Origin of the sequence: Devosia sp. Root685 (genome assembly GCF_001427875.1) — a bacterium.
In the GTDB taxonomy this organism is placed as follows: Bacteria; Pseudomonadota; Alphaproteobacteria; order Rhizobiales; family Devosiaceae; genus Devosia.
The window spans coordinates 637,853-655,623 of record NZ_LMHK01000001.1 but is presented as its reverse complement, the minus strand read 5'-3'; the positions used below and the strand labels follow the sequence as shown (position 1 = coordinate 655,623).

The 17,771-nt window shown below is 61.6% G+C and carries 16 protein-coding genes; 11 read left to right on the top strand and 5 right to left on the bottom strand.

Annotated elements, in window-relative coordinates; genetic code table 11:
* The first annotated feature begins 4 nt into the window (after positions 1-4).
* Together gatB and ASD83_RS03140 are read left to right on the top strand one after the other, a co-directional pair.
* Positions 5-1,504, top strand: coding sequence for an Asp-tRNA(Asn)/Glu-tRNA(Gln) amidotransferase subunit GatB (gene gatB, locus ASD83_RS03145; protein ID WP_056307850.1), 1,500 nt, complete (start codon positions 5-7; stop codon positions 1,502-1,504).
* Positions 1,505-1,523: 19 nt separating this feature from the next.
* On the top strand, positions 1,524-1,817 hold the full coding sequence (locus ASD83_RS03140) for a DUF1330 domain-containing protein (protein WP_056307848.1): 294 nt from the start codon (positions 1,524-1,526) through the stop codon (positions 1,815-1,817).
* Between the two features lie 278 nt (positions 1,818-2,095).
* Here ASD83_RS03140 and ASD83_RS03135 read toward each other — a convergent pair whose 3' ends face one another.
* Complete coding sequence (locus tag ASD83_RS03135; RefSeq protein ID WP_056307847.1) at positions 2,096-2,986, bottom strand: DMT family transporter; 891 nt, start codon at positions 2,984-2,986, stop codon at positions 2,096-2,098.
* 184 nt (positions 2,987-3,170) lie between these two features.
* Between ASD83_RS03135 and ASD83_RS03130 the strand changes: the two genes are divergently transcribed.
* The 3 genes from ASD83_RS03130 to ASD83_RS03120 all read left to right on the top strand — a co-directional run bounded on the left by ASD83_RS03130 (position 3,171) and on the right by ASD83_RS03120 (position 4,976).
* Positions 3,171-3,779 carry a nucleotidyltransferase family protein gene (locus tag ASD83_RS03130; RefSeq protein ID WP_156385723.1) on the top strand — a complete coding sequence of 203 codons (609 nt, stop codon included), beginning with the start codon at positions 3,171-3,173 and terminating at the stop codon, positions 3,777-3,779.
* Positions 3,780-3,818: 39 nt separating this feature from the next.
* Positions 3,819-4,397 (top strand): TetR/AcrR family transcriptional regulator, encoded by a 579-nt coding sequence (locus tag ASD83_RS03125; RefSeq protein WP_056307845.1) that lies wholly within the window; start codon positions 3,819-3,821, stop codon positions 4,395-4,397.
* A gap of 87 nt (positions 4,398-4,484) precedes the next feature.
* Positions 4,485-4,976 carry a hypothetical protein gene (locus ASD83_RS03120; protein ID WP_056307843.1) on the top strand — a complete coding sequence of 164 codons (492 nt, stop codon included), beginning with the start codon at positions 4,485-4,487 and terminating at the stop codon, positions 4,974-4,976.
* Here ASD83_RS03120 and purN read toward each other — a convergent pair.
* Genes purN through purM form a run of 3 tightly spaced genes read right to left on the bottom strand, consistent with a single transcriptional unit; the run spans position 4,973 to position 7,106 of the window.
* Positions 4,973-5,557 (bottom strand): phosphoribosylglycinamide formyltransferase, encoded by a 585-nt coding sequence (gene purN / locus ASD83_RS03115; protein ID WP_056307841.1) that lies wholly within the window; start codon positions 5,555-5,557, stop codon positions 4,973-4,975. The two genes, ASD83_RS03120 and purN, sit on opposite strands and share 4 nt — an antisense overlap.
* Entirely contained in the window at positions 5,554-6,027 is a 474-nt protein-coding gene (locus tag ASD83_RS03110) for an AAA family ATPase (protein ID WP_056307839.1), read from the bottom strand. The genes purN and ASD83_RS03110 overlap by 4 nt, the downstream gene beginning before the upstream one ends.
* Positions 6,028-6,029: 2 nt before the next feature.
* Entirely contained in the window at positions 6,030-7,106 is a 1,077-nt protein-coding gene (gene purM, locus ASD83_RS03105; protein WP_056307837.1) for a phosphoribosylformylglycinamidine cyclo-ligase, read from the bottom strand.
* A 237-nt stretch (positions 7,107-7,343) separates the two neighbouring features.
* On the opposite strand from purM, the gene ASD83_RS03100 reads away from it, so the two are divergent.
* Genes ASD83_RS03100 through ASD83_RS03085 form a run of 4 tightly spaced genes read left to right on the top strand, consistent with a single transcriptional unit; the run spans position 7,344 to position 12,843 of the window.
* Positions 7,344-8,435, top strand: coding sequence for an AI-2E family transporter (locus ASD83_RS03100; protein WP_056307835.1), 1,092 nt, complete (start codon positions 7,344-7,346; stop codon positions 8,433-8,435).
* Entirely contained in the window at positions 8,416-9,150 is a 735-nt protein-coding gene (locus ASD83_RS03095) for a hypothetical protein (RefSeq protein WP_156385721.1), read from the top strand. The genes ASD83_RS03100 and ASD83_RS03095 overlap by 20 nt, the downstream gene beginning before the upstream one ends.
* Positions 9,143-11,305, top strand: a complete 2,163-nt coding sequence (locus ASD83_RS03090; RefSeq protein ID WP_056307831.1) for an RNA degradosome polyphosphate kinase — start codon at positions 9,143-9,145, stop codon at positions 11,303-11,305. The genes ASD83_RS03095 and ASD83_RS03090 overlap by 8 nt, the downstream gene beginning before the upstream one ends.
* Before the next feature lie 2 nt (positions 11,306-11,307).
* Positions 11,308-12,843: a Ppx/GppA phosphatase family protein gene (locus tag ASD83_RS03085; protein ID WP_056307829.1), complete on the top strand. Its 1,536-nt coding sequence runs from the start codon at positions 11,308-11,310 to the stop codon at positions 12,841-12,843.
* 3 nt (positions 12,844-12,846) lie between these two features.
* On the opposite strand, the gene rnd is transcribed toward ASD83_RS03085, so the two are convergent.
* The gene (gene rnd, locus ASD83_RS03080) at positions 12,847-14,016 is read right to left on the bottom strand and encodes a ribonuclease D (protein ID WP_056307827.1); all 1,170 of its coding nucleotides are present in this window, start codon (positions 14,014-14,016) and stop codon (positions 12,847-12,849) included.
* Between the two features lie 172 nt (positions 14,017-14,188).
* Between rnd and aspS the strand changes: the two genes are divergently transcribed.
* Both aspS and ASD83_RS03070 read left to right on the top strand, forming a co-directional pair.
* Entirely contained in the window at positions 14,189-15,979 is a 1,791-nt protein-coding gene (gene aspS / locus ASD83_RS03075) for an aspartate--tRNA ligase (protein ID WP_056309817.1), read from the top strand.
* Between the two features lie 142 nt (positions 15,980-16,121).
* Entirely contained in the window at positions 16,122-17,732 is a 1,611-nt protein-coding gene (locus tag ASD83_RS03070; RefSeq protein WP_156385719.1) for an EAL domain-containing protein, read from the top strand.
* The last annotated feature ends 39 nt before the right edge of the window (positions 17,733-17,771 follow it).

The following is a 17,771-nucleotide window of genomic DNA, read 5'->3' as shown; positions in this document are numbered from 1 at the left end:
AAGTATGACCCTCGTCGACACCCGCACCCCTGACAAGAAGCGCCTGATTTCCGGTTCGACCGGGGATTGGGAAGTGATCATCGGCATGGAAGTGCACGCGCAAGTCACGAGTGAGAGCAAGCTCTTTTCGGGCTCTTCGACGGCCTTCGGCAATCCGCCCAATGCCAATGTGAGCTTTGTGGATGCGGCCATGCCGGGCATGCTGCCCACGATCAACGAGGAATGCGTGCGTCAGGCCGTGCGCACCGGCCTTGGGCTCAAGGCCAAGATCAACAAGCGCTCGGTGTTCGACCGGAAGAACTATTTCTATCCGGACTTGCCGCAGGGCTACCAGATTTCCCAGTTCAAGGACCCGATCGTCGGCGAGGGCCAGGTTCTACTCGACGTCGATGGCGAGCAGATCGAGATCGGCATCGAGCGCCTGCATCTCGAGCAGGACGCGGGCAAGTCGATCCACGATCAGCACCCCAACATGAGCTTTGTCGACCTCAACCGCTCGGGCGTGGCACTGATGGAAATCGTGTCCAAGCCCGATCTGCGCTCGTCCGAAGAGGCCAAGGCGTATCTGGGCAAGCTGCGCACGATCCTGCGCTATCTCGGCACCTGCGATGGCAATATGGAGCAGGGCTCCATGCGCGCCGACGTGAACGTCTCGGTGCGCCGCCCCGGCGGCGAATTCGGTACGCGCTGCGAAATCAAGAACGTCAATTCCATCCGCTTTGCCGGTCAGGCGATCGAATATGAAGCGCGTCGCCAGATCGATATTCTGGAAGACGGCGGCTCGATCGATCAGGAAACGCGGCTGTTCGACCCGAAACTGGGCGAAACGCGCTCGATGCGTTCGAAGGAAGAAGCGCACGACTATCGCTATTTCCCCGACCCGGACCTGCTGCCGCTCGAATTCGACGATGCTTTCATCGCCGAGCTCGGCAAGCACTTGCCCGAATTGCCGGACGAGAAGCAGGCGCGCTTCATCGCCGACTATGGCGTGACCGCCTATGACGCCATGGTGCTGACGCTCGACCGCGAAACGGCTGACTATTTTGAGGCCTGCGTCGCCTTTGGCGGCAGCAAGCGCGATGGCAAGGCCGTTGCCAATATCCTCAATGCCGATGTGGCGGCCTTTGCCAATAGCCAGGGCCTCGCCGTGTGGGAAACGCACCTACAGCCGGCCCAGATCGCTGGTCTCGTTGACCTGATTGCCGGCGGTACGATTTCCTCCAAGGGCGGCAAGGACGTGCTGCAGATTCTCATCGCCGAGGAGCCCGAGGGCGTTCCGGCCGAAATCGTCGAGCGTCGCGGCCTCAAGCAGGTGACCGATCTCGGTGCGATCGAAAAGATCGTTGATGAAATCATTGCAGCCAATCCCGATCAGGTGGCCAAGGTTCTGGCCAAGCCGACCATGATCGGCTGGTTCGTTGGTCAGGCGATGAAGGCTTCGGGCGGCAAAGCCAATCCGCAGGCGCTGAACGATCTGATGAAGAAGAAACTCGGCATCGAATAGAGGTCAGTCAGGAGGGGATATGGCAAAGGGTTATTGGGTGGTTCGGGTTGATGTGATCGATCCCGAACAGTTCAAAACCTATCAAGCTTTTGTCGGCCCCTTTCTCGCCGGCCATGATGGGCGTTTCCTCGTACGCGGGGGACGCCACGCCATTCCCGAGGGCACGGCGCGTCAGCGCACCGTTGTCGTGGAATTTCCGAGCTACGAGGCCGCGCTCAAGGCCTATGATTCGGCGGAATATCAGGGCGGGATCGCGATGCGCGAAAATGCGGCCGTGCTCGATTTCGTCGTCGTGGAAGGCTACGAAGGCTAACTCCCAAAGATTATCCGGCCTTTAGCATGCGCGGTTCGTATCCCGGTTCGGGCGGAATCTCTGGCGCAGGGGAAGGCACAGGCTCTTCGATCGGCTGGTCCGGCGGGGGAATTTCCTCTGGCCCCGGTGGATAGGGGTTTATCGGCTGCGGTTGCGGCGGCTCGGGCTGGGGGATGATCTCGGGGATCGGGCGCGGGTCGATGTCTGGTCTGGGGTCTGGCATGGCACTCCTCCATCTGGGCCAACGGCGGCCAGGCGGAGGAGTTCCACGCCGACACTCAGACGGTCGCGCGGCGCCAGATCTGCCGGATGCGGCCATCGATGAACAGAAGGCCGAAGAAGATCACCAGCATGCCCAGGATCTGGACCGGCAGGATCGTCTCGCCCAGCACCGTCACCCCGATCAGCAGCGCGGAAATGGGGGCGACGAAGGTCGTCGTGGCGAAATTGGTGGCGCCGACGCGGGGCAGGATCCGGTACATGATCTGGAAGGTGAAGGCGGTCGACAGGAGTCCGATGGCCAAGGCTGCCGCCCAGGTTTCCGCTTTTGTAATCACCGGAACGCCTTCGGCGAAGAAGGCCACGGGGGTGGCGACAATGGCGGCGCCGGTCAGCGCGATGGCGGCGAAGGCCGTCGGCTCCACATGCTTGTAGCTGCGCGTGATGTTGAGCGAGAGGCCGTAACAAAGGGTGGCGCCAAGGCAGGCGCCCACCGCCCAGAGTTGGGACGAGCCACCGGCTGCAAGGGCCGGTGAAACCAGAATTGCGGCACCCACAAAGCCGATGGCGACGCCGGTAAACTTGGTCGGGGTCGCTTTTTCGCCGCCGATCCAGAAATGCGACAGCACGGCTGTGACCATAGGCGTCAGGGCATTGATGATGGCGGCAACGCCGCTGGCGAGATGGGCCTGGGCCAGCGGAAACAGCGCGAAGGGAATGGCATAGGCAAGGAGCCCCAGGGCGCCCAGCTGCAGCCAGAGCTTGGGATCGCGAGGCACCGGCTTGCGGCGCGCGAAAAGAAATAGCCAGCAGCCGAGAGCGCCAATGGCGACGCGCAGGGACGTCACCCAAAGGGGGCCGATTTCACGGATCAGCACAGCGTTGAAAACAAAGGAGCAGCCCCAAATGGCGCCTAGTAGAATGATCAGGAGCCAGTCACGCAGACTCATCGCAGGGCCTCATTAAGTTGACGGCCGGCACGCTACGCCTCAGGGGAACAAAGGTCGAACCGATTTTGACGATGAAAGGCATCAATTGCGGTGATGGGCCTGCCGCCCTTGCTGCAAGAAGCATGAGCTTGCTGACAGGCGCTGTCAGCAGGTTCCAGCAGCTTCAGTTGGGGCGGGGGAGTGCATGGTGGATCATCTGAAATATGCAGGAGCGGATGCGGCGACGCAGCGTCGGGTACTGGTCGAACTGATTGAAGGCGATGCGACGCTGATGGCGTTTTTGACCGGGTTGAACGAGCTTGGTCTGCCCGACCCGCTGCTTGGCTCCGGCGCAATTTACAACATGGTCTGGAACGCCCTGACTGGCCGCCCGCGTCACCGGGGCATCAAGGACGCCGATCTGGTGTATTTCGACCCCTCGGATCGAAGTTACGAGGCGGAAGACCGGGTCATTCGCCGGGCGCAGGCCTATTTTTCGGAGAGCCCGATTCCGGTCGAGGTGCGCAACCAGGCGCGGGTGCATCTGTGGTTTCCCGAAAAATTCGGGCTGGTCTATCCCATGCTCAATTGCAGCGCTGACATGCTGCTCTATTTTGCGACCAAAACCCACGCGGTTGCGGCGCGGATCGAGAGGGGGGAAATCGTCATTTTCGCGCCCTTCGGGCTCGATGACCTGTTCTCGTTCCGGCTGACGCCCAATCCTGTGCTGCGCAATCGGGCGACGCATGAAGGCAAGGCGGCGCGCTCGATGGCGCTTTGGCCGGAACTACGCCTGGAACCCTGGCCGGATTAGGGGATTGACGATATACCTACTAGAAGGTAGGTAAACGGCATGACCGATCTTTCCAACACTGCCGAAGAAATCCTCCGCCATACGCGCCCGCTCATTCTGTCGGGCGGCTATGACGGGTTCAGCTACGCGGATATTTCCAGCATTGTCGGCATTCGCAAGGCCAGCATTCACCACCATTTTCCGACTAAGGCACAATTGGTTCGGGTTCTGGTGGAACGTTACCGGCGGGAGGCCCTGGACGGGCTCGGGCACCTGGACAAGGCCATTGCCGACCCGGCCGAAAAACTGCGGGCTTATACGGGCTATTGGCAGTCTTGCATTGCCTCGGGCTCGGAGCCGTTCTGTGTCTGCGCGTTGCTGGCCAGCCAGATGCCGGCTCTGCCCGAAGAGGTGGCGGCCGAGGTGCGGGCACATTTCCGGGCGCTGGCCGCGTGGCTGACGAATGTGTTCCGGGATGGTCTGGAGCAGGGGAGCCTGCGCATGGTGCATGAGCCCGAGATAGAAGCGGAAGTTTTCGTCGCAACGGTGCACGGGGCCATGCTGTCCAGCCGGGCCCATGGCAATGCGGCGGTATTCGAGATGATCGTCGGTCCGCTTGTGGAGCGCTTCATCAAGTAGGCCGCGAGGCTCACATTTCACAATATTACCTACCAACTAGTAGATACATCGGCGCTTCGGCGTCTCCCTGCGACACAAGGACCAAAAATGTTCGGCATTTCTCCCATCGGTTGGTTTCATACGCTCGGCAGCCTGCCGGCGCTCGCCATGGCCATCTATATGCTGGCGCGGCATGGACGCATCGTGCCGCGCTCGGTGCCGGGTGCGATCTATTTTGCGTCGATGGTTTTGGGCGGCGCCACGGCATTTCTGGTGGCAAAACAGCCGGTGAGCTACGCCATCGGCGGCCTGACACTGTTGGTGATTGCGCTGGGCTATGGCGTTCATCGGCTGGCATTTTTGGGACGCGCGCGGCGCTACATCGAAACCGTCAGCCTCAGCTTCAGCGTCTTGCTGCTGCTGGTGCCGACAGTGACGGAAACGCTGACCCGCGTGCCTGATGGCGCCCCGATTGCCGCCAGCGTGAGTTCGCCCATCGTGCTGGGGGCGCATGGTGCGCTACTGCTGGCCTTCGTCGTCGGGTTGATCGCGCAGGTCGTCGTTTTGCGGCGTGAGGGCCGGGCCCTGTCTGCGGCTTAGAGCGAAACCTCGCCGCGGGCGAGCATGGCCAGGGCCTGAGGATAGATCTTGTGCTCTTCGACGAGCACGCGGGCGGTCAGCGTCTCGGGCGTATCGCCCGGGAGGACCGGGACGCGGGCTTGCAGGATGGCTGGGCCTTCATCGAGGCCCGGCGTGACGAAATGGACCGTGCAGCCATGCTCGGCGTCCCCAGCGGCCAGCACGCGGGCATGGGTGTCGAGGCCTTTATAGAGGGGCAGGAGGGAGGGGTGGATGTTGACCATCCGGCCCTGCCAGCGGAGCACGAAATCTTCGCCGAGGATACGCATGAAGCCGGCGAGACAGACGTAATCGACCTCCCAGCCTTCAAGGATCTGGGTCATCATGTCCTCGAACATTTCCCGGCTCAAGAACTTGCTCTGTGCCAGCGAAGCCGTGGCGATGCCGTGCTGCTGGGCGGTTGCGAGGCCTGGTGCTGCAGCTCTATTGGAGAGCACGCCGACGATCTCGGCGGGGTAATCCGGCGCTTTCGACGCCTCGATCAGCGCGGACATGTTCGAGCCGCGGCCGGAGATGAGGACGCCGACTTTTTTACGGGTCATGAAAGCGGCTCCGATGGTGCGTCGTAGAGGGCGAGTTCTTCGCGCGTAGGCCGTTCGATCGCGGCGGAATAGGCCTGAAGCTGTTCCAGTGTCATGGGCGGATTTTCGCGACCACGTGCTGTCATGCGCTCGTGAAGAACGGTGGGATGGAGATCGAGGAAGTGTAGTTCTGCTTTGGCACCGAGGGCGTGGGCGGCGTTTCGCAACGCGTCACGTTCGGAACGGGCCCAGGTTCCCCACTCGATGATTGCGGTGCCGCCGAGACGCAGGATGTGTTGCGCCTGTTGCCATTGCAGGCGTTCGACGGCATCGCGGATGGCACTGTCCCAGAGATTGATGCCGAGCGCATCCATCCAATCGTCGGGGGAATAGATGACCGCCTGGAAGCGGGCGCTAAGTTCTTGGGCGAGAGTCGATTTTCCGGTCCCGGGCAGTCCCGCGATGATGATCAGACGGCCCGGGTTCAACATGGTCAGAGCGCGAGCTTCCCGCGGAAGGTGACGGGTTCGTCCGTGCGCGGGGTCAACTGGCCGACGATGGCTGCGGTTTCACCGGAGGCGGTCAGGTGCTCGACGAGCTTTTCGGCGTCTTCGGGCGTGACGGCGACGAGCATGCCGACGCCGCAATTGAAGGTGCGGAGCATTTCGCGTTCGCTCATGCCGCCAACCCTGGCGAGCCAGCCGAAGACGGCCGGCACGGTGACGGCATCGAGGTCGACGTCGGCTGCGAGGTCATCAGGCAGGACGCGCGGAATATTGTCGATGAAGCCGCCGCCGGTAATGTGGGCCAGCGCCTTGATGCCGAGACCGGCCTTGAGGGCGGCGAGGAGCGGTTTGACGTAGATGCGGGTGGGTTCGAGGAGCGCCTCGGCCAGCGTCTTACCGGTTTCGAAAGGCGCGTCGGCGGTCCAGGCGAGGCCGGAGAGATCGACGATTTTGCGGACCAGCGAATAGCCGTTGGAGTGAACGCCGGAGGAAGCGATGGCAACGAGCGTGTCCCCGGCGGCAATATCCTTGCGCGGCAAGAGGGCGTTGCGCTCGGCGGCGCCGACGGCAAAGCCGGCGAGGTCATAGTCATTGCCGTGGTACATGCCCGGCATTTCGGCGGTTTCCCCGCCGATCAGCGCGCAGCCGGCGAGGCGGCAGCCATGGGCTATGCCCTCGACAATGGCAGTGCCCTGCGCAACATCGAGCTTACCGGTCGCGAAATAATCGAGGAAGAACAGCGGCTCGGCGCCCTGAACGACGAGATCGTTGACGCACATGGCGACAAGGTCCTGGCCGATGGTGTCGTGCTTGCCGGTATCGATGGCGATCTTGAGCTTGGTGCCGACACCGTCATTGGCGGCGACGAGCACAGGATCCGTGAAGCCAGCGGCCTTGAGGTCGAAAAGACCGCCGAAACCGCCGATTTCGCCATCGGCGCCGGGGCGGCGGGTAGAACGCACGGCGGGCTTGATGGCCTCGACCAGCGCGTTACCCGCGTCGATATCGACACCCGCCTGCTTGTATGACAGGCCGTTTGATGGCAGGTTTTGCGCGTCGGACATGAGCCTAAAGCCATTGCTGGGGATATCGGGAACGCTTTGGCTACCGAGACCCGGTCTGGTTGAACTTAACGGTGCTGGCCGCTAGAGCTTTTCATGCGATAATCGAATCGCTGAATGCTCCAGGTCTTTGTTTTTCGTGGCGGTTTCGTAAGCCGAAAGTGATATTCGCTTTCTGCTCATTTTGCCTGAAGGCCTGATAGCTTCTTGAATAGTCAGACGCAAGGGCCGCCCGGCACCATGAACCTTAGAAATCAAGTGCTGATCTGGATCGGCTTCTTCGTCTTCCTGATCCTGGCTCTCTGGATCTTCCGCGGCATCCTGCTGCCATTCGTGGTTGGCGCGGCGCTGGCCTATCTGCTCAATCCGTTGGTGACCCAGCTTCAGAAGTGGCGTTTCAACCGCGGCTGGGCTACGGCGGTCGTGCTGCTGTGCGTCATCGCCATTATCTCGGGCATCTTCGTCATGATCGTTCCGATGGTCGCAACGCAGATTGTCGGGCTGGTGCAGCGCCTGCCGGGCTATGCGGTCGATCTCGAGGCCATGGTGCGTAAATGGGCGCCGGAGCTAAACCAGTGGCTTGGGCCGGAGCGAGCCGCGCAGGTGGAGCGCACGGTTTCGGATATGCTGGGTCAGGTTGTGGGATTTGCCGGTGTCGTCACCTCGGAAATCCTCGCTTCGGGCATGACGCTGATCAGTGTGATCGGCTTTGCCATCTTTACCCCGGTCGTTGCCTTTTATCTGCTGCTCGATTGGGACAGCATGGTGCGCGGGCTGCATGACCTGCTGCCGCGAAAGCAGCGCCCGGAGATTCTGGGCATTCTGCGCGATATCGACAGCTCCATGGCCGGCGTGATCCGCGGGCAGGGCGGTGTGCTGGTGATCGACGCGGTATTTTACGCGGGCGCGCTCTCCCTTGTTGGCCTCAACTATGGCTTGGCCGTCGGCCTCATTGCCGGGCTCCTGAGCTTTATTCCCTATGTCGGGTTCGGCGTTGGCTTTGCCCTCTCCATGGGTATCGCCACCGTGCAGTTCTGGCCCAACTGGTGGATGGTGGCGCTGGTCTTTGCCATTTTCATGGGCTGGCAGTTCGTCGAAGGCAATGTGCTCTATCCCAAGCTCGTGGGCGGCTCGATCAACATCAACCCGGTCTGGCTGATGTTTGCGCTGCTGGCATTCGGCGCCTTGTTCGGCTTTGTCGGGCTATTGCTCGCCGTGCCGCTGGCGGCGATCGGCGGGGTGCTCGTGCGCTACGGCATTCGCAAGTATAAGGGGAGCAGCCTCTATCTCGGATCAACCCACGGTGGCCAGGGTGGTAACCCCTCTGCGTAACGACAGGTTGCGGCAACTGCCGCTCGAGTTCGAGCATACGCCATCCCATGCCGCGGACGATTTTCTGGTGGGGGAAGGCAATGCCCTGGCCCACGGACGAATCGGCGCCTGGCCGCATTGGCCCGATGCCGTCACGCTGCTGATCGGTCCGCCCGCCTCCGGGAAATCGCATCTGGCGCGGATTTTTGCCGATCGCAGCCATGCGCCCATGGTGACGCCGGAAACGATCACCGCCATCGCGGAAGCGGATGGGCGCGGGCCGCTGGTGATCGAGGATGTGGATCGGCAGGGCTATGACGAGCCGAGCCTCTTTCATCTGCTCAACCAGGCCATGCGCGGCAACCGGACGCTGCTGCTGACGGCGCGCGATGACATTGCCAAGTGGCCGCTCAAGACGGACGATGTGCGGTCGCGTGTAAGAAGGGCTCCGGCCTTTCGGCTTGAGGTCAGCGACGACATAGAACTGTCACACATGTTCGCCAAACTTTTCGGCGATCGTCAGATCAAGGTCGACCCCAAAATCATCCACTATCTCGTGGCGCGGATGGAACGCAGCCCCGAGGAAGTGGCTGTTTTGGCCGACCGCATGGACCGGCTTGCCCTTGCGAGAGGAACGGCCATTACCCGAACGATTGCAACAGAAGCCCTGGCGCTCCGGGAGGCGGAGCGCGAGGGTGGCGGCCAACAGGACTGGGACCCTTCAAGCGATGAATGACATGAGCGAGATCACCGAGGCAGAAGGCGCTGGGCCGGATGTCGAGGCGTTGCGAACCAGCCCGGCGCGGTTCGTCAACCGTGAGGTGAGCTGGCTACAGTTCAACATGCGCGTGCTCGAAGAGGCCGGCAACGAAGCGCACCCGCTGCTCGAGCGCCTGCGCTTCGTGTCGATCTCGGCCAACAATCTCGACGAATTCTACATGGTGCGCGTCGCCGGCCTAAAAGGGCAAATCCGCGCGGGCCTGACCAAGCAGAGCGCGGACGGGCTGACGCCTGCCGAGCAGCTCGAGGAAATTGCGACGCTGGCGCAGCATCTGCAGCGCGACCAGCAGGATCACTGGGAAACGCTGCGCGAGGAATTGTTCGCGCAGAACGTCGTCATCCACGAATCCAACGATCTCAGCGAAGAGCAAGTCGCTTATCTTCAAAAGCTGTTCCGCGAAGAAATTTTCCCGGTGCTGACCCCGATTGCGGTCGATCCGGCGCATCCATTCCCCTTCATTCCCAATCTGGGGCTGGCGCTCGCCTTTGAACTGAAGCGTCCGGACAGCGATCAGCCGCTGACGGCGCTGGTGCGCATTCCGGGCAATCTCGACCGCTTCATCGCCCTGCCGTCCGAACTGGTTTCGGAAGGGCGGACGGAGGTCGTGACCATCGATACGCTGGTCAAGCTCTTCTTCCACAAGATGTTTCCGGGCCATCAGGTCGTCGGCTCGGGTGCGTTCCGCATCATCCGCGACAGCGAAATCGAAATCGATGACGAAGCGGCCGATCTCGTGGTGGAGTTCGAAAGCGCGCTGCGGCAGCGCCGGCGCGGGCAGGTGATCCGGCTCGAAATCGAACGCTCGATGCCGCGTGCGCTACAGCGCCAGATCGGCGAGCAGCTAAGCATTAGGGATGCGGACGTCTTTGAGGTGAACGGCTTCCTGGGCCTCGCTGACGCGCGCAAGGTTTGCGATGTCGAGCGGCCGGACCTCAAATTCCCCCCCTATATCGCGCGCTTTCCCGAGCGCATTCGCGACTATAATGGCGACAATTTTGCCGCGATCCGGGCCAAGGACATTCTCGTCCACCATCCGTTCGAGAGCTTTGACGTCGTCGCGCAATTCCTGATGCAGGCGGCGCGCGATCCGGACGTGGTGGCGATCAAGCAGACGCTCTATCGCACCTCCTCGGACAGCCCGATCGTCAAGGCGCTGGTGATGGCAGCCGAGGCCGGCAAGTCGGTGACTTGTCTGGTCGAATTGAAGGCGCGGTTCGACGAGGAAGCCAATATCCGCTGGGCTCGTGACCTCGAGCGCGCCGGCGCGCAGGTGGTTTTCGGGTTCATTGAGCTCAAGACCCACGCCAAATTGAGCCAGGTGGTGCGGCGCGAAAAGGGCAAGCTCGTCAGCTATTGCCATATCGGCACGGGCAATTATCACCCGATCACGGCCAAGATTTACACCGACCTCAGCTATTTCACGATCGATCCGGCGATCACGCGCGATGTAGCGCGCGTTTTCAACTTCATCACCGGCTATGCGCGGCCGACCGAACTCGAAACCATTGCGGTTTCGCCGGTCAACCTGCGTGAGACGCTGGTCAACAATATCGCCCGCGAAATCGAATTCGCCCGCTCCGGCCAGCCCGCTTCCATCCTTTTGAAGATGAATTCCCTTGTCGATCCGCAGGTGATCGATGCGCTTTACGACGCGAGCCAGGCCGGCGTGAAGGTCGATCTGATCGTGCGCGGCATCTGTTGTCTCAGGCCCGGCATTCCGGGGTTCTCTGACAATATCAGGGTGAAATCGGTGGTCGGGCGATTCCTCGAACACAGCCGCATCTATTGCTTTGGCAGTGGCGAAACCATGCCCTCGCCGCGGGCGCTGGTCTATATTTCTTCGGCGGATCTGATGGGACGGAACCTCGACGGGCGCGTCGAGGTGATGGTGCCGATTCTCAACAGAACCGTGCACAAGCAAATTCTTGACAGAACGCTAGTTGCCTATTTGAAGGACAATCAGCAAAGTTGGGAAGTCTTGCCAGATGGCAGTTCCCATCGCTTGCGCGTTGCCGAGGGTGCGGAGCCCTTCAATGCGCACGACTATTTCATGACCAATCCGTCACTGTCCGGACGCGGCAGCGCCGGTATTGGAGACGACGAGGGCTGAGTTTGACACAATTCTGGGGCGTAGACGCCGATCCTACGGCCCAGGGCCGTCTCAAGGGCGCCCAGCCGGTCGCTGTCCTTGATATCGGGTCAAACTCCGTTCGCCTTGTCGTCTATGAGCGTCATGCCCGCTCGCTGACACCGCTCTACAACGAAAAATCGGCCTGCGCGCTCGGAAGGGGCATTGCCCAGAGCGGGCGGCTCGCCGACGCCAATGTCGAAAAAGCGCTCGACGCCATCAAGCGCTTCGCGCTGGTGGCGCGGATGATGCGCGTCGGCCAGGTCCATGTGCTGGCCACTTCGGCGGTGCGTGATGCCGCCAATCGGCAGGAATTCGTCTCGGCCGTGGAGGCGATCATGGAAGCGCCCGTTCGGGTGCTTTCGGGCGAGGAGGAGGCGCACTTTGCCGCGCTTGGCGTGGTCGCCGGTATCCCGGGATTTGCCGGTGTCGTTGGCGATCTCGGCGGCGGCAGCCTTGAGCTGTCAGTCATCACCAGTGGTCGCGATGCTGACGGGCAATCGCATGAGCTTGGCGTCATTCGCTTGCAGGACGATGCCGATGGGTCGCCCAAGAAGGCGGCGGCGCTGGTGCGCGAAAAACTCAAGAAGTCGCTGCTCGCGGACATAGAGCCCGGTGGACAGTTCGCAGCCATAGGCGGCACCTGGCGCTCGCTCGCAAAACTCCATCTCGAATTGCGCGACTACCCGCTGCACATGGTGCAGGACTATGTGGTGCCCGCGGCCGAGATGATTGTGGTCTGCGAGGAGATCATCGCGGCCGAGTCGCTAAAAACCTATCCCGGTTCCGGAAGTGTCAGCAATTCGCGCCGCGAACTGGTGCCATTCGGCGCGGCAGTGCTGGCCGAAGTGCTGCAAGCCGGCAAGTTCGACAGCGTCGTCTTCTCAGCGCTGGGTGTGCGCGAAGGCTATCTCCATGGGCTACTTTCCGAGGCGGAGCAGGCAGTCGATCCGCTGATCCAGGGCGCCGAGGAACTGTCGGTGCTGCGCTCGCGGTCCCCGGCGCATGCCTCCGACCTGGTCGAATTCAGCGCCCAGTATTTCGTGGCGGCCGGCATTGTCGAAACGGCCGAGGAAAGCCGGCTGCGGCAGGTGGCTTGCCTTTTGGCCGATATCGGCTGGCGCGCGCATCCCGACTACCGCGGACCGCAAAGCGTCGATTCGGTCGCTTATGGTTCGCTGACTGGCGTCGATCACCCCGGCCGCGCCGTGCTCGCTCACGCCATTTCGGTGCGTTATGACGGGCTCAAGAGCAAATCGGCCAATATGCTGATCCCGCTGGCTTCGCCCGAGATGATCAAGCGCGGCCGGTTGATCGGCACGCTGTTCCGCGTCGCCTATCCGATGACGGCGGCCATGCCCGGCATCCTGCCGCGTATTCGCTTCCGGCTCGATGGCGATGTTCTGGTGCTGCAACTGCCGGAAGACTTTGCCTTCCTCAACGGCGAGCACCTGCGCAACCGGCTGAGCCAGTTCGCCAGCTTCGCCGATCACGCCGAGGCGCGGGTCGAGGTCGGCTGAGGATTACTCAGCCGCTTCCGTCTGAGTGACCGCGAATTCGATGACGCCTTTGCGGGTGGCGGCGAGACCGATGCGGCCGTGCTTGATCGCCAGGGCTTTTTCGCCGAAGAGCTTGCGGCGCCAGCCCTTGAGGGCAGGGACGTCGGCCTCGTCATCGAGCACGAGGGCGTCGATGTCATCGGAGGTCGCGAGGATACGCGCGGCGACGCCGTGCTGTTCGGCGACGGACTTCAGCAACACGCGAATGAGATCGCCGACCGCGCCCTTGGGTGAGGGGCCGCGATAGCGTTCGGGCAGGACGGGGAGGTCCGCCTTTTGCAGGGCCTCGACGCCCTTGAGGAGTTCGATGATTTCGGCCGCGGCGGAACTGCGGCCAAAGCCGCGGGGCACGGCGCGCAGCTTGTCGAATGCATCGGCCGTCACGGGACGCTGCACGGCGAGATCGAATAGCGCATCATCCTTGAAGACACGGCTGCGCGGCTGATCCGTGGTCTGCGCTTTGCGCTCGCGCCATTCTGCAAGCACCTTGAGGGCGGCGAGATCGCGCGGGCGGTTGATCTTCATCTTGAGCCGTTCCCACGCCTCTTCGGGCTGGACGACATAGGTCTCGATGCTGCGGAGGACTGTGAGCTCGTCTTCGACCCAATCCCAACGGCGAGTCTGTTCGACCTGCTTGCGCAACTCGCGATAGATGTCGCGCAGATAGGTGACATCGGCCAGAGCATAGAGACGCTGCTTTTCCGACAGCGGGCGGGCCGACCAGTCGGTGAAGCGCGAGGACTTGTCGAGTTCGACCTTGCAGATGGCGCGCACGAGGCTGTCATAGGACGCGCTATCGCCAAAGCCGCAAACGCTGGCGGCGATTTGCGTGTCGAAGATATTGTGCGGCACGGCACCAGTCAGTTTTACAAAGATTTCAATGTCCTGCCTTGCGGCATGGAACACCTTGGTGACCGATGGATTGGCGAGGAGCGCAAAGAACGGCTTGAGATCGAGGTGATCGGCCAGGGGATCGATGAGGACGGCTTCGTCATCGGTCGCTACCTGAATGAGACAGAGACGCGGCCAATAGGTGGTTTCGCGGAGGAATTCGGTGTCCACCGTCACGAAATCAAACTGGGCTGCACGCTCGCAAAATGCCGAGAGCGCCTCTGTGGAAACAATCAGGTCCATATGAATACCGTCTCAAAATAGTCAATATCGTTCCTAGCAGGTGCTGAAGGATTGCTCCACCTCGGATTTCCGCCACGTGGCTGGAAAGGCCCGGCGCTTGACATTCGGGGTGCTCCATGCGCTTTTCCCGCCCAAGAATCCGGCCCTTTTTTGCATTTTTTCGAGTTTGAAAATGACGACACATCGCTACCGCACCCACACCTGTGGCGCTCTGACGGCGGACGATGCCGGCAAGAATGTGCGCCTGAGCGGTTGGGTCCATCGCATCCGCGACCATGGCGGCCTGCTGTTCATCGACCTTCGCGACAACTATGGCATTACGCAGTGCGTGATCGACCCTGATTCCGCCGCTTTCGCCGACGCTGAAAAAGTGCGCTCCGAATGGGTGCTGCGCATCGATGGCGAAGTGAAGCTGCGCGATGCCGCGGCGCAGAACACCAACATCGCGACCGGCGCCATCGAGATATTCATCCGCGAAATCGAAGTTCTGTCGGTGGCCAAGGAACTGCCGCTGCCGGTCTTTGGCGACGCCGAATATCCCGAAGATATTCGCCTGCGTTACCGCTTCCTCGATCTGCGCCGCGAAAAGCTGCACGCCAACATTCTCAAGCGCACCAAGGTCATCTCGGCCATGCGCAACGGCATGGGTGAGGCTGGCTTTACCGAGTTTTCGACCCCGATCCTGACGGCTTCCTCGCCGGAAGGCGCGCGCGACTTCCTCGTGCCGAGCCGCATTCACCCCGGCAAATTCTTTGCGCTGCCGCAGGCGCCGCAGCAGTATAAGCAGCTGCTGATGGTTGCCGGGTTCGACCGCTATTTCCAGGTTGCGCCGTGCTTCCGCGATGAAGATCCGCGCGCCGACCGTCTGCCGGGCGAATTCTATCAGCTCGATCTCGAAATGAGCTTTGTGACGCAGGAAGACGTGTGGAACACCGTCGAGCCGGTGATCACCAACGTGTTCGAGAAATTCGCCGACGGCAAGCGCGTGACCAAAAGCTGGCCGCGCATTCCCTATGACACGGCGATCCGCAAATACGGCTCGGACAAGCCCGATCTGCGTAACCCGATCGAAATAGAGGCTGTGACCCAGCATTTTGCCGGTTCGGGCTTTAAGGTTTTCGCCAACCAGATCGAAGCCGACTCCAAGGTGGAAGTCTGGGCGGTTCCGGCCAAGAACAAGGCGGGCGCCGAGCCGATCGGCCGCGCCTTCTGCGATCGCATGAACGCCTGGGCACAGGGTGAAGGTCAGCCGGGCCTTGGCTATATCTTCTTTAAGGACGGCGCTGGATCCGGCCCGATCGCCAAAAACATTGGCGAAGAGCGCACCGCGGCGATCAGGGCCCAGTTCGGCCTTGAGGACGGCGATGCCGTGTTCTTCGTCGCTGGTCGCCCTGAAAAATTCTACAAGTTCGCCGGCGAAGCCCGCACGAAGGTCGGTACCGATCTCGGCGTGGTCGACACCGAGCAGTTCGCGCTGTGCTGGATCGTCGATTTCCCGTTCTACGAATGGAGCGAGGAAGAAAAGCGCATCGACTTCGCGCACAACCCGTTCTCGATGCCGCAGGGGGGCCTCGAAGGGCTGAACTCGGCCGAGCCGCTCTCGCTCAAGGCCTATCAGTATGACGCGGTTTGCAATGGTTTTGAAATCGCCTCCGGGTCGATTCGTAACCAGGAGCCCGAGACCATGGTCAAGGCGTTCGAACTGACCGGCAAGTCGCGCGAGGAAGTCGAAGAGCAGTTCGGCGGCCTTTACCGCGCCTTCCAGTATGGCGCGCCGCCGCATGGTGGCGCGGCTTTCGGTATCGACCGTATCGTGATGCTGCTCTGCGGTGTTGCGAACCTGCGTGAAATCACGGCATTCCCGATGAATCAGCAGGCCGAAGACCTGCTGATGGGCGCGCCGAGCCCGGCTTCGGCTAAGCAGATGCGCGAACTGAGCATCCGCCTCAACGTCCAGAGCTGATTTGTCAGCGAGAATTTTCTTTAAAAGGCAGGCTGCAAGGCCTGCCTTTTTCGTTTCCACCGGCGGCTAAAATCCTGGTTAACGGGTCTTTAAGATCGCAACGTTAACAATGGGATAGAGCTGACAGAAGTGGATATGGCCGGTGAAGGCGAAGTTCTCGCACGTTCTTATGTTGCTGGGCGCCTTACTGGCCTTTGTCCCCATAGTCTCGGTCGACTATCTGCTCGACGCCTATGTCCGGAACAAGGAAGTCGCGGCGCTGCAGGCGCGGATCGATGCGCTCAGCTCCGAGATCAATTATAACGCCGCCAATGCCGTAACGGCCCTGCGGCAGGTGATTTCCGATAGTCCGTCTTTCTGCACGCCGACATTTAGCGGCTTTGCCCAGACGGCAATCGACAACAGTTTCAACGTGAAGCAGATCCTCGTCGAGAACATGGATGGGGTACAATATTGCGACGCCTATGGTCGCAACGTCGCCTATTCGCCGCTCTCGGAATCTCTGCCGGTGCCGGGGCTCACCGAGACGATCACCGTCGTCAAATTTGCCGAAATGGTGATGCCGGCCCTCAAGGTCACGCAGACCCTCGGCGGGGTGCGCCGCGTTTCGGCTTTTACGCCGCTGATGGCCACGACGCAAGAATCGCTGACTGACAACCTGCCTGACGGCGCCATGCTGGATATTGCTCTGACGAGCGGCCTGCCGGTTCTTTCGCTGGGCGCTTCTGTCGATTTCGACCGTCAGGCGGCGCGCGGGGATTATCTGGCGGTGCAGAGCTTTGCCGGCGAACTGCCGATCAAGATTCGCTATCTGCTGCCTTTCGCCGAAGCGCGGGCAGGCTATGCCGATCTCGACGTGCTCTTCACCGTTCTCGGTTGCCTCGTCAGTGGAGGCCTGCTGCTGCTGACGCTGCGCTATGCCCGTCGCTCGCGGACACCCTCGTTCGATCTCGAACGCGCTATCGGCCGTAACGAAATCAAGCCCTATTACCAGCCGGTCATCAACCTGCGCACGGGCGGGCTCATGGGGTGTGAAGTGCTGTGCCGCTGGGAAAAGCCGAGTGGCGAAGTGGTGCCGCCGGGTGTCTTCATCGACTATGCCGAAGCATCGGGCATGGCTATTCCGATGACGCTCTCGCTGATGCAGCAGGTGCGTTACGACCTCAGCGATCTCTCGCAGAAGATTCCGGGCCTGAAGATTTCCATCAATCTCTTCGAGGGCCACTTCCGCGATGTCGGCATCGTCGATGACGTGCAGGCGATCTTCGGCAATTCGCCAATCTCCTACGACCAGTTGGTCTTTGAAATCACCGAGCGCCGCCCGCTCGAAAACTCGCTGGCCGTGAACAGCGTTATCTCCGGCCTCCATGCGCTCGGTTCGCGCATCGCTATGGACGATGCCGGCACGGGCCATTCGAACCTTGCCTATATCGCGACGCTCGGCGTTGATGTGATCAAGATCGATCGCATCTTCGTCGACATGATCAAGCCGGGCACGACGCAGGTGCCGGTGCTCGATGGGCTGATCGCCATGTCCAAGGATCTCGATTGCGAGATCGTGGCCGAGGGTGTCGAAACCGAAGCGCAGGCGATCTATCTGCGCTCGCGCGGGGTCATTCAGGCGCAGGGCTACATCTTCGCGCCGGCCCTCAAAGTCGGGGCGTTCAAGGAACTGGCGCTGGCGCTGGCTTCGACCCCGGCGAGCTATTCGGACCTTAACGATCCCTCGGAAATCGTTACCGACGCAGCTTGATCGCGAGTCGGGCAATTTGGGGGCGGGGAGGCGGCATTT

Excerpts from the sequence above, each read along its gene's own strand:
- gatB (WP_056307850.1), top strand. The coding sequence starts at position 5 with ATGACCCTCGTCGACACCCGCACCCCTGACAAGAAGCGCCTGATTTCC.
- ASD83_RS03140 (WP_056307848.1), top strand. The coding sequence starts at position 1,524 with ATGGCAAAGGGTTATTGGGTGGTTCGGGTTGATGTGATCGATCCCGAA.
- ASD83_RS03135 (WP_056307847.1), bottom strand. The coding sequence starts at position 2,986 with ATGAGTCTGCGTGACTGGCTCCTGATCATTCTACTAGGCGCCATTTGG.
- ASD83_RS03130 (WP_156385723.1), top strand. The coding sequence starts at position 3,171 with ATGGTGGATCATCTGAAATATGCAGGAGCGGATGCGGCGACGCAGCGT.
- ASD83_RS03125 (WP_056307845.1), top strand. The coding sequence starts at position 3,819 with ATGACCGATCTTTCCAACACTGCCGAAGAAATCCTCCGCCATACGCGC.
- ASD83_RS03120 (WP_056307843.1), top strand. The coding sequence starts at position 4,485 with ATGTTCGGCATTTCTCCCATCGGTTGGTTTCATACGCTCGGCAGCCTG.
- purN (WP_056307841.1), bottom strand. The coding sequence starts at position 5,557 with ATGACCCGTAAAAAAGTCGGCGTCCTCATCTCCGGCCGCGGCTCGAAC.
- ASD83_RS03110 (WP_056307839.1), bottom strand. The coding sequence starts at position 6,027 with ATGTTGAACCCGGGCCGTCTGATCATCATCGCGGGACTGCCCGGGACC.
- purM (WP_056307837.1), bottom strand. The coding sequence starts at position 7,106 with ATGTCCGACGCGCAAAACCTGCCATCAAACGGCCTGTCATACAAGCAG.
- ASD83_RS03100 (WP_056307835.1), top strand. The coding sequence starts at position 7,344 with ATGAACCTTAGAAATCAAGTGCTGATCTGGATCGGCTTCTTCGTCTTC.
- ASD83_RS03090 (WP_056307831.1), top strand. The coding sequence starts at position 9,143 with ATGAATGACATGAGCGAGATCACCGAGGCAGAAGGCGCTGGGCCGGAT.
- rnd (WP_056307827.1), bottom strand. The coding sequence starts at position 14,016 with ATGGACCTGATTGTTTCCACAGAGGCGCTCTCGGCATTTTGCGAGCGT.
- aspS (WP_056309817.1), top strand. The coding sequence starts at position 14,189 with ATGACGACACATCGCTACCGCACCCACACCTGTGGCGCTCTGACGGCG.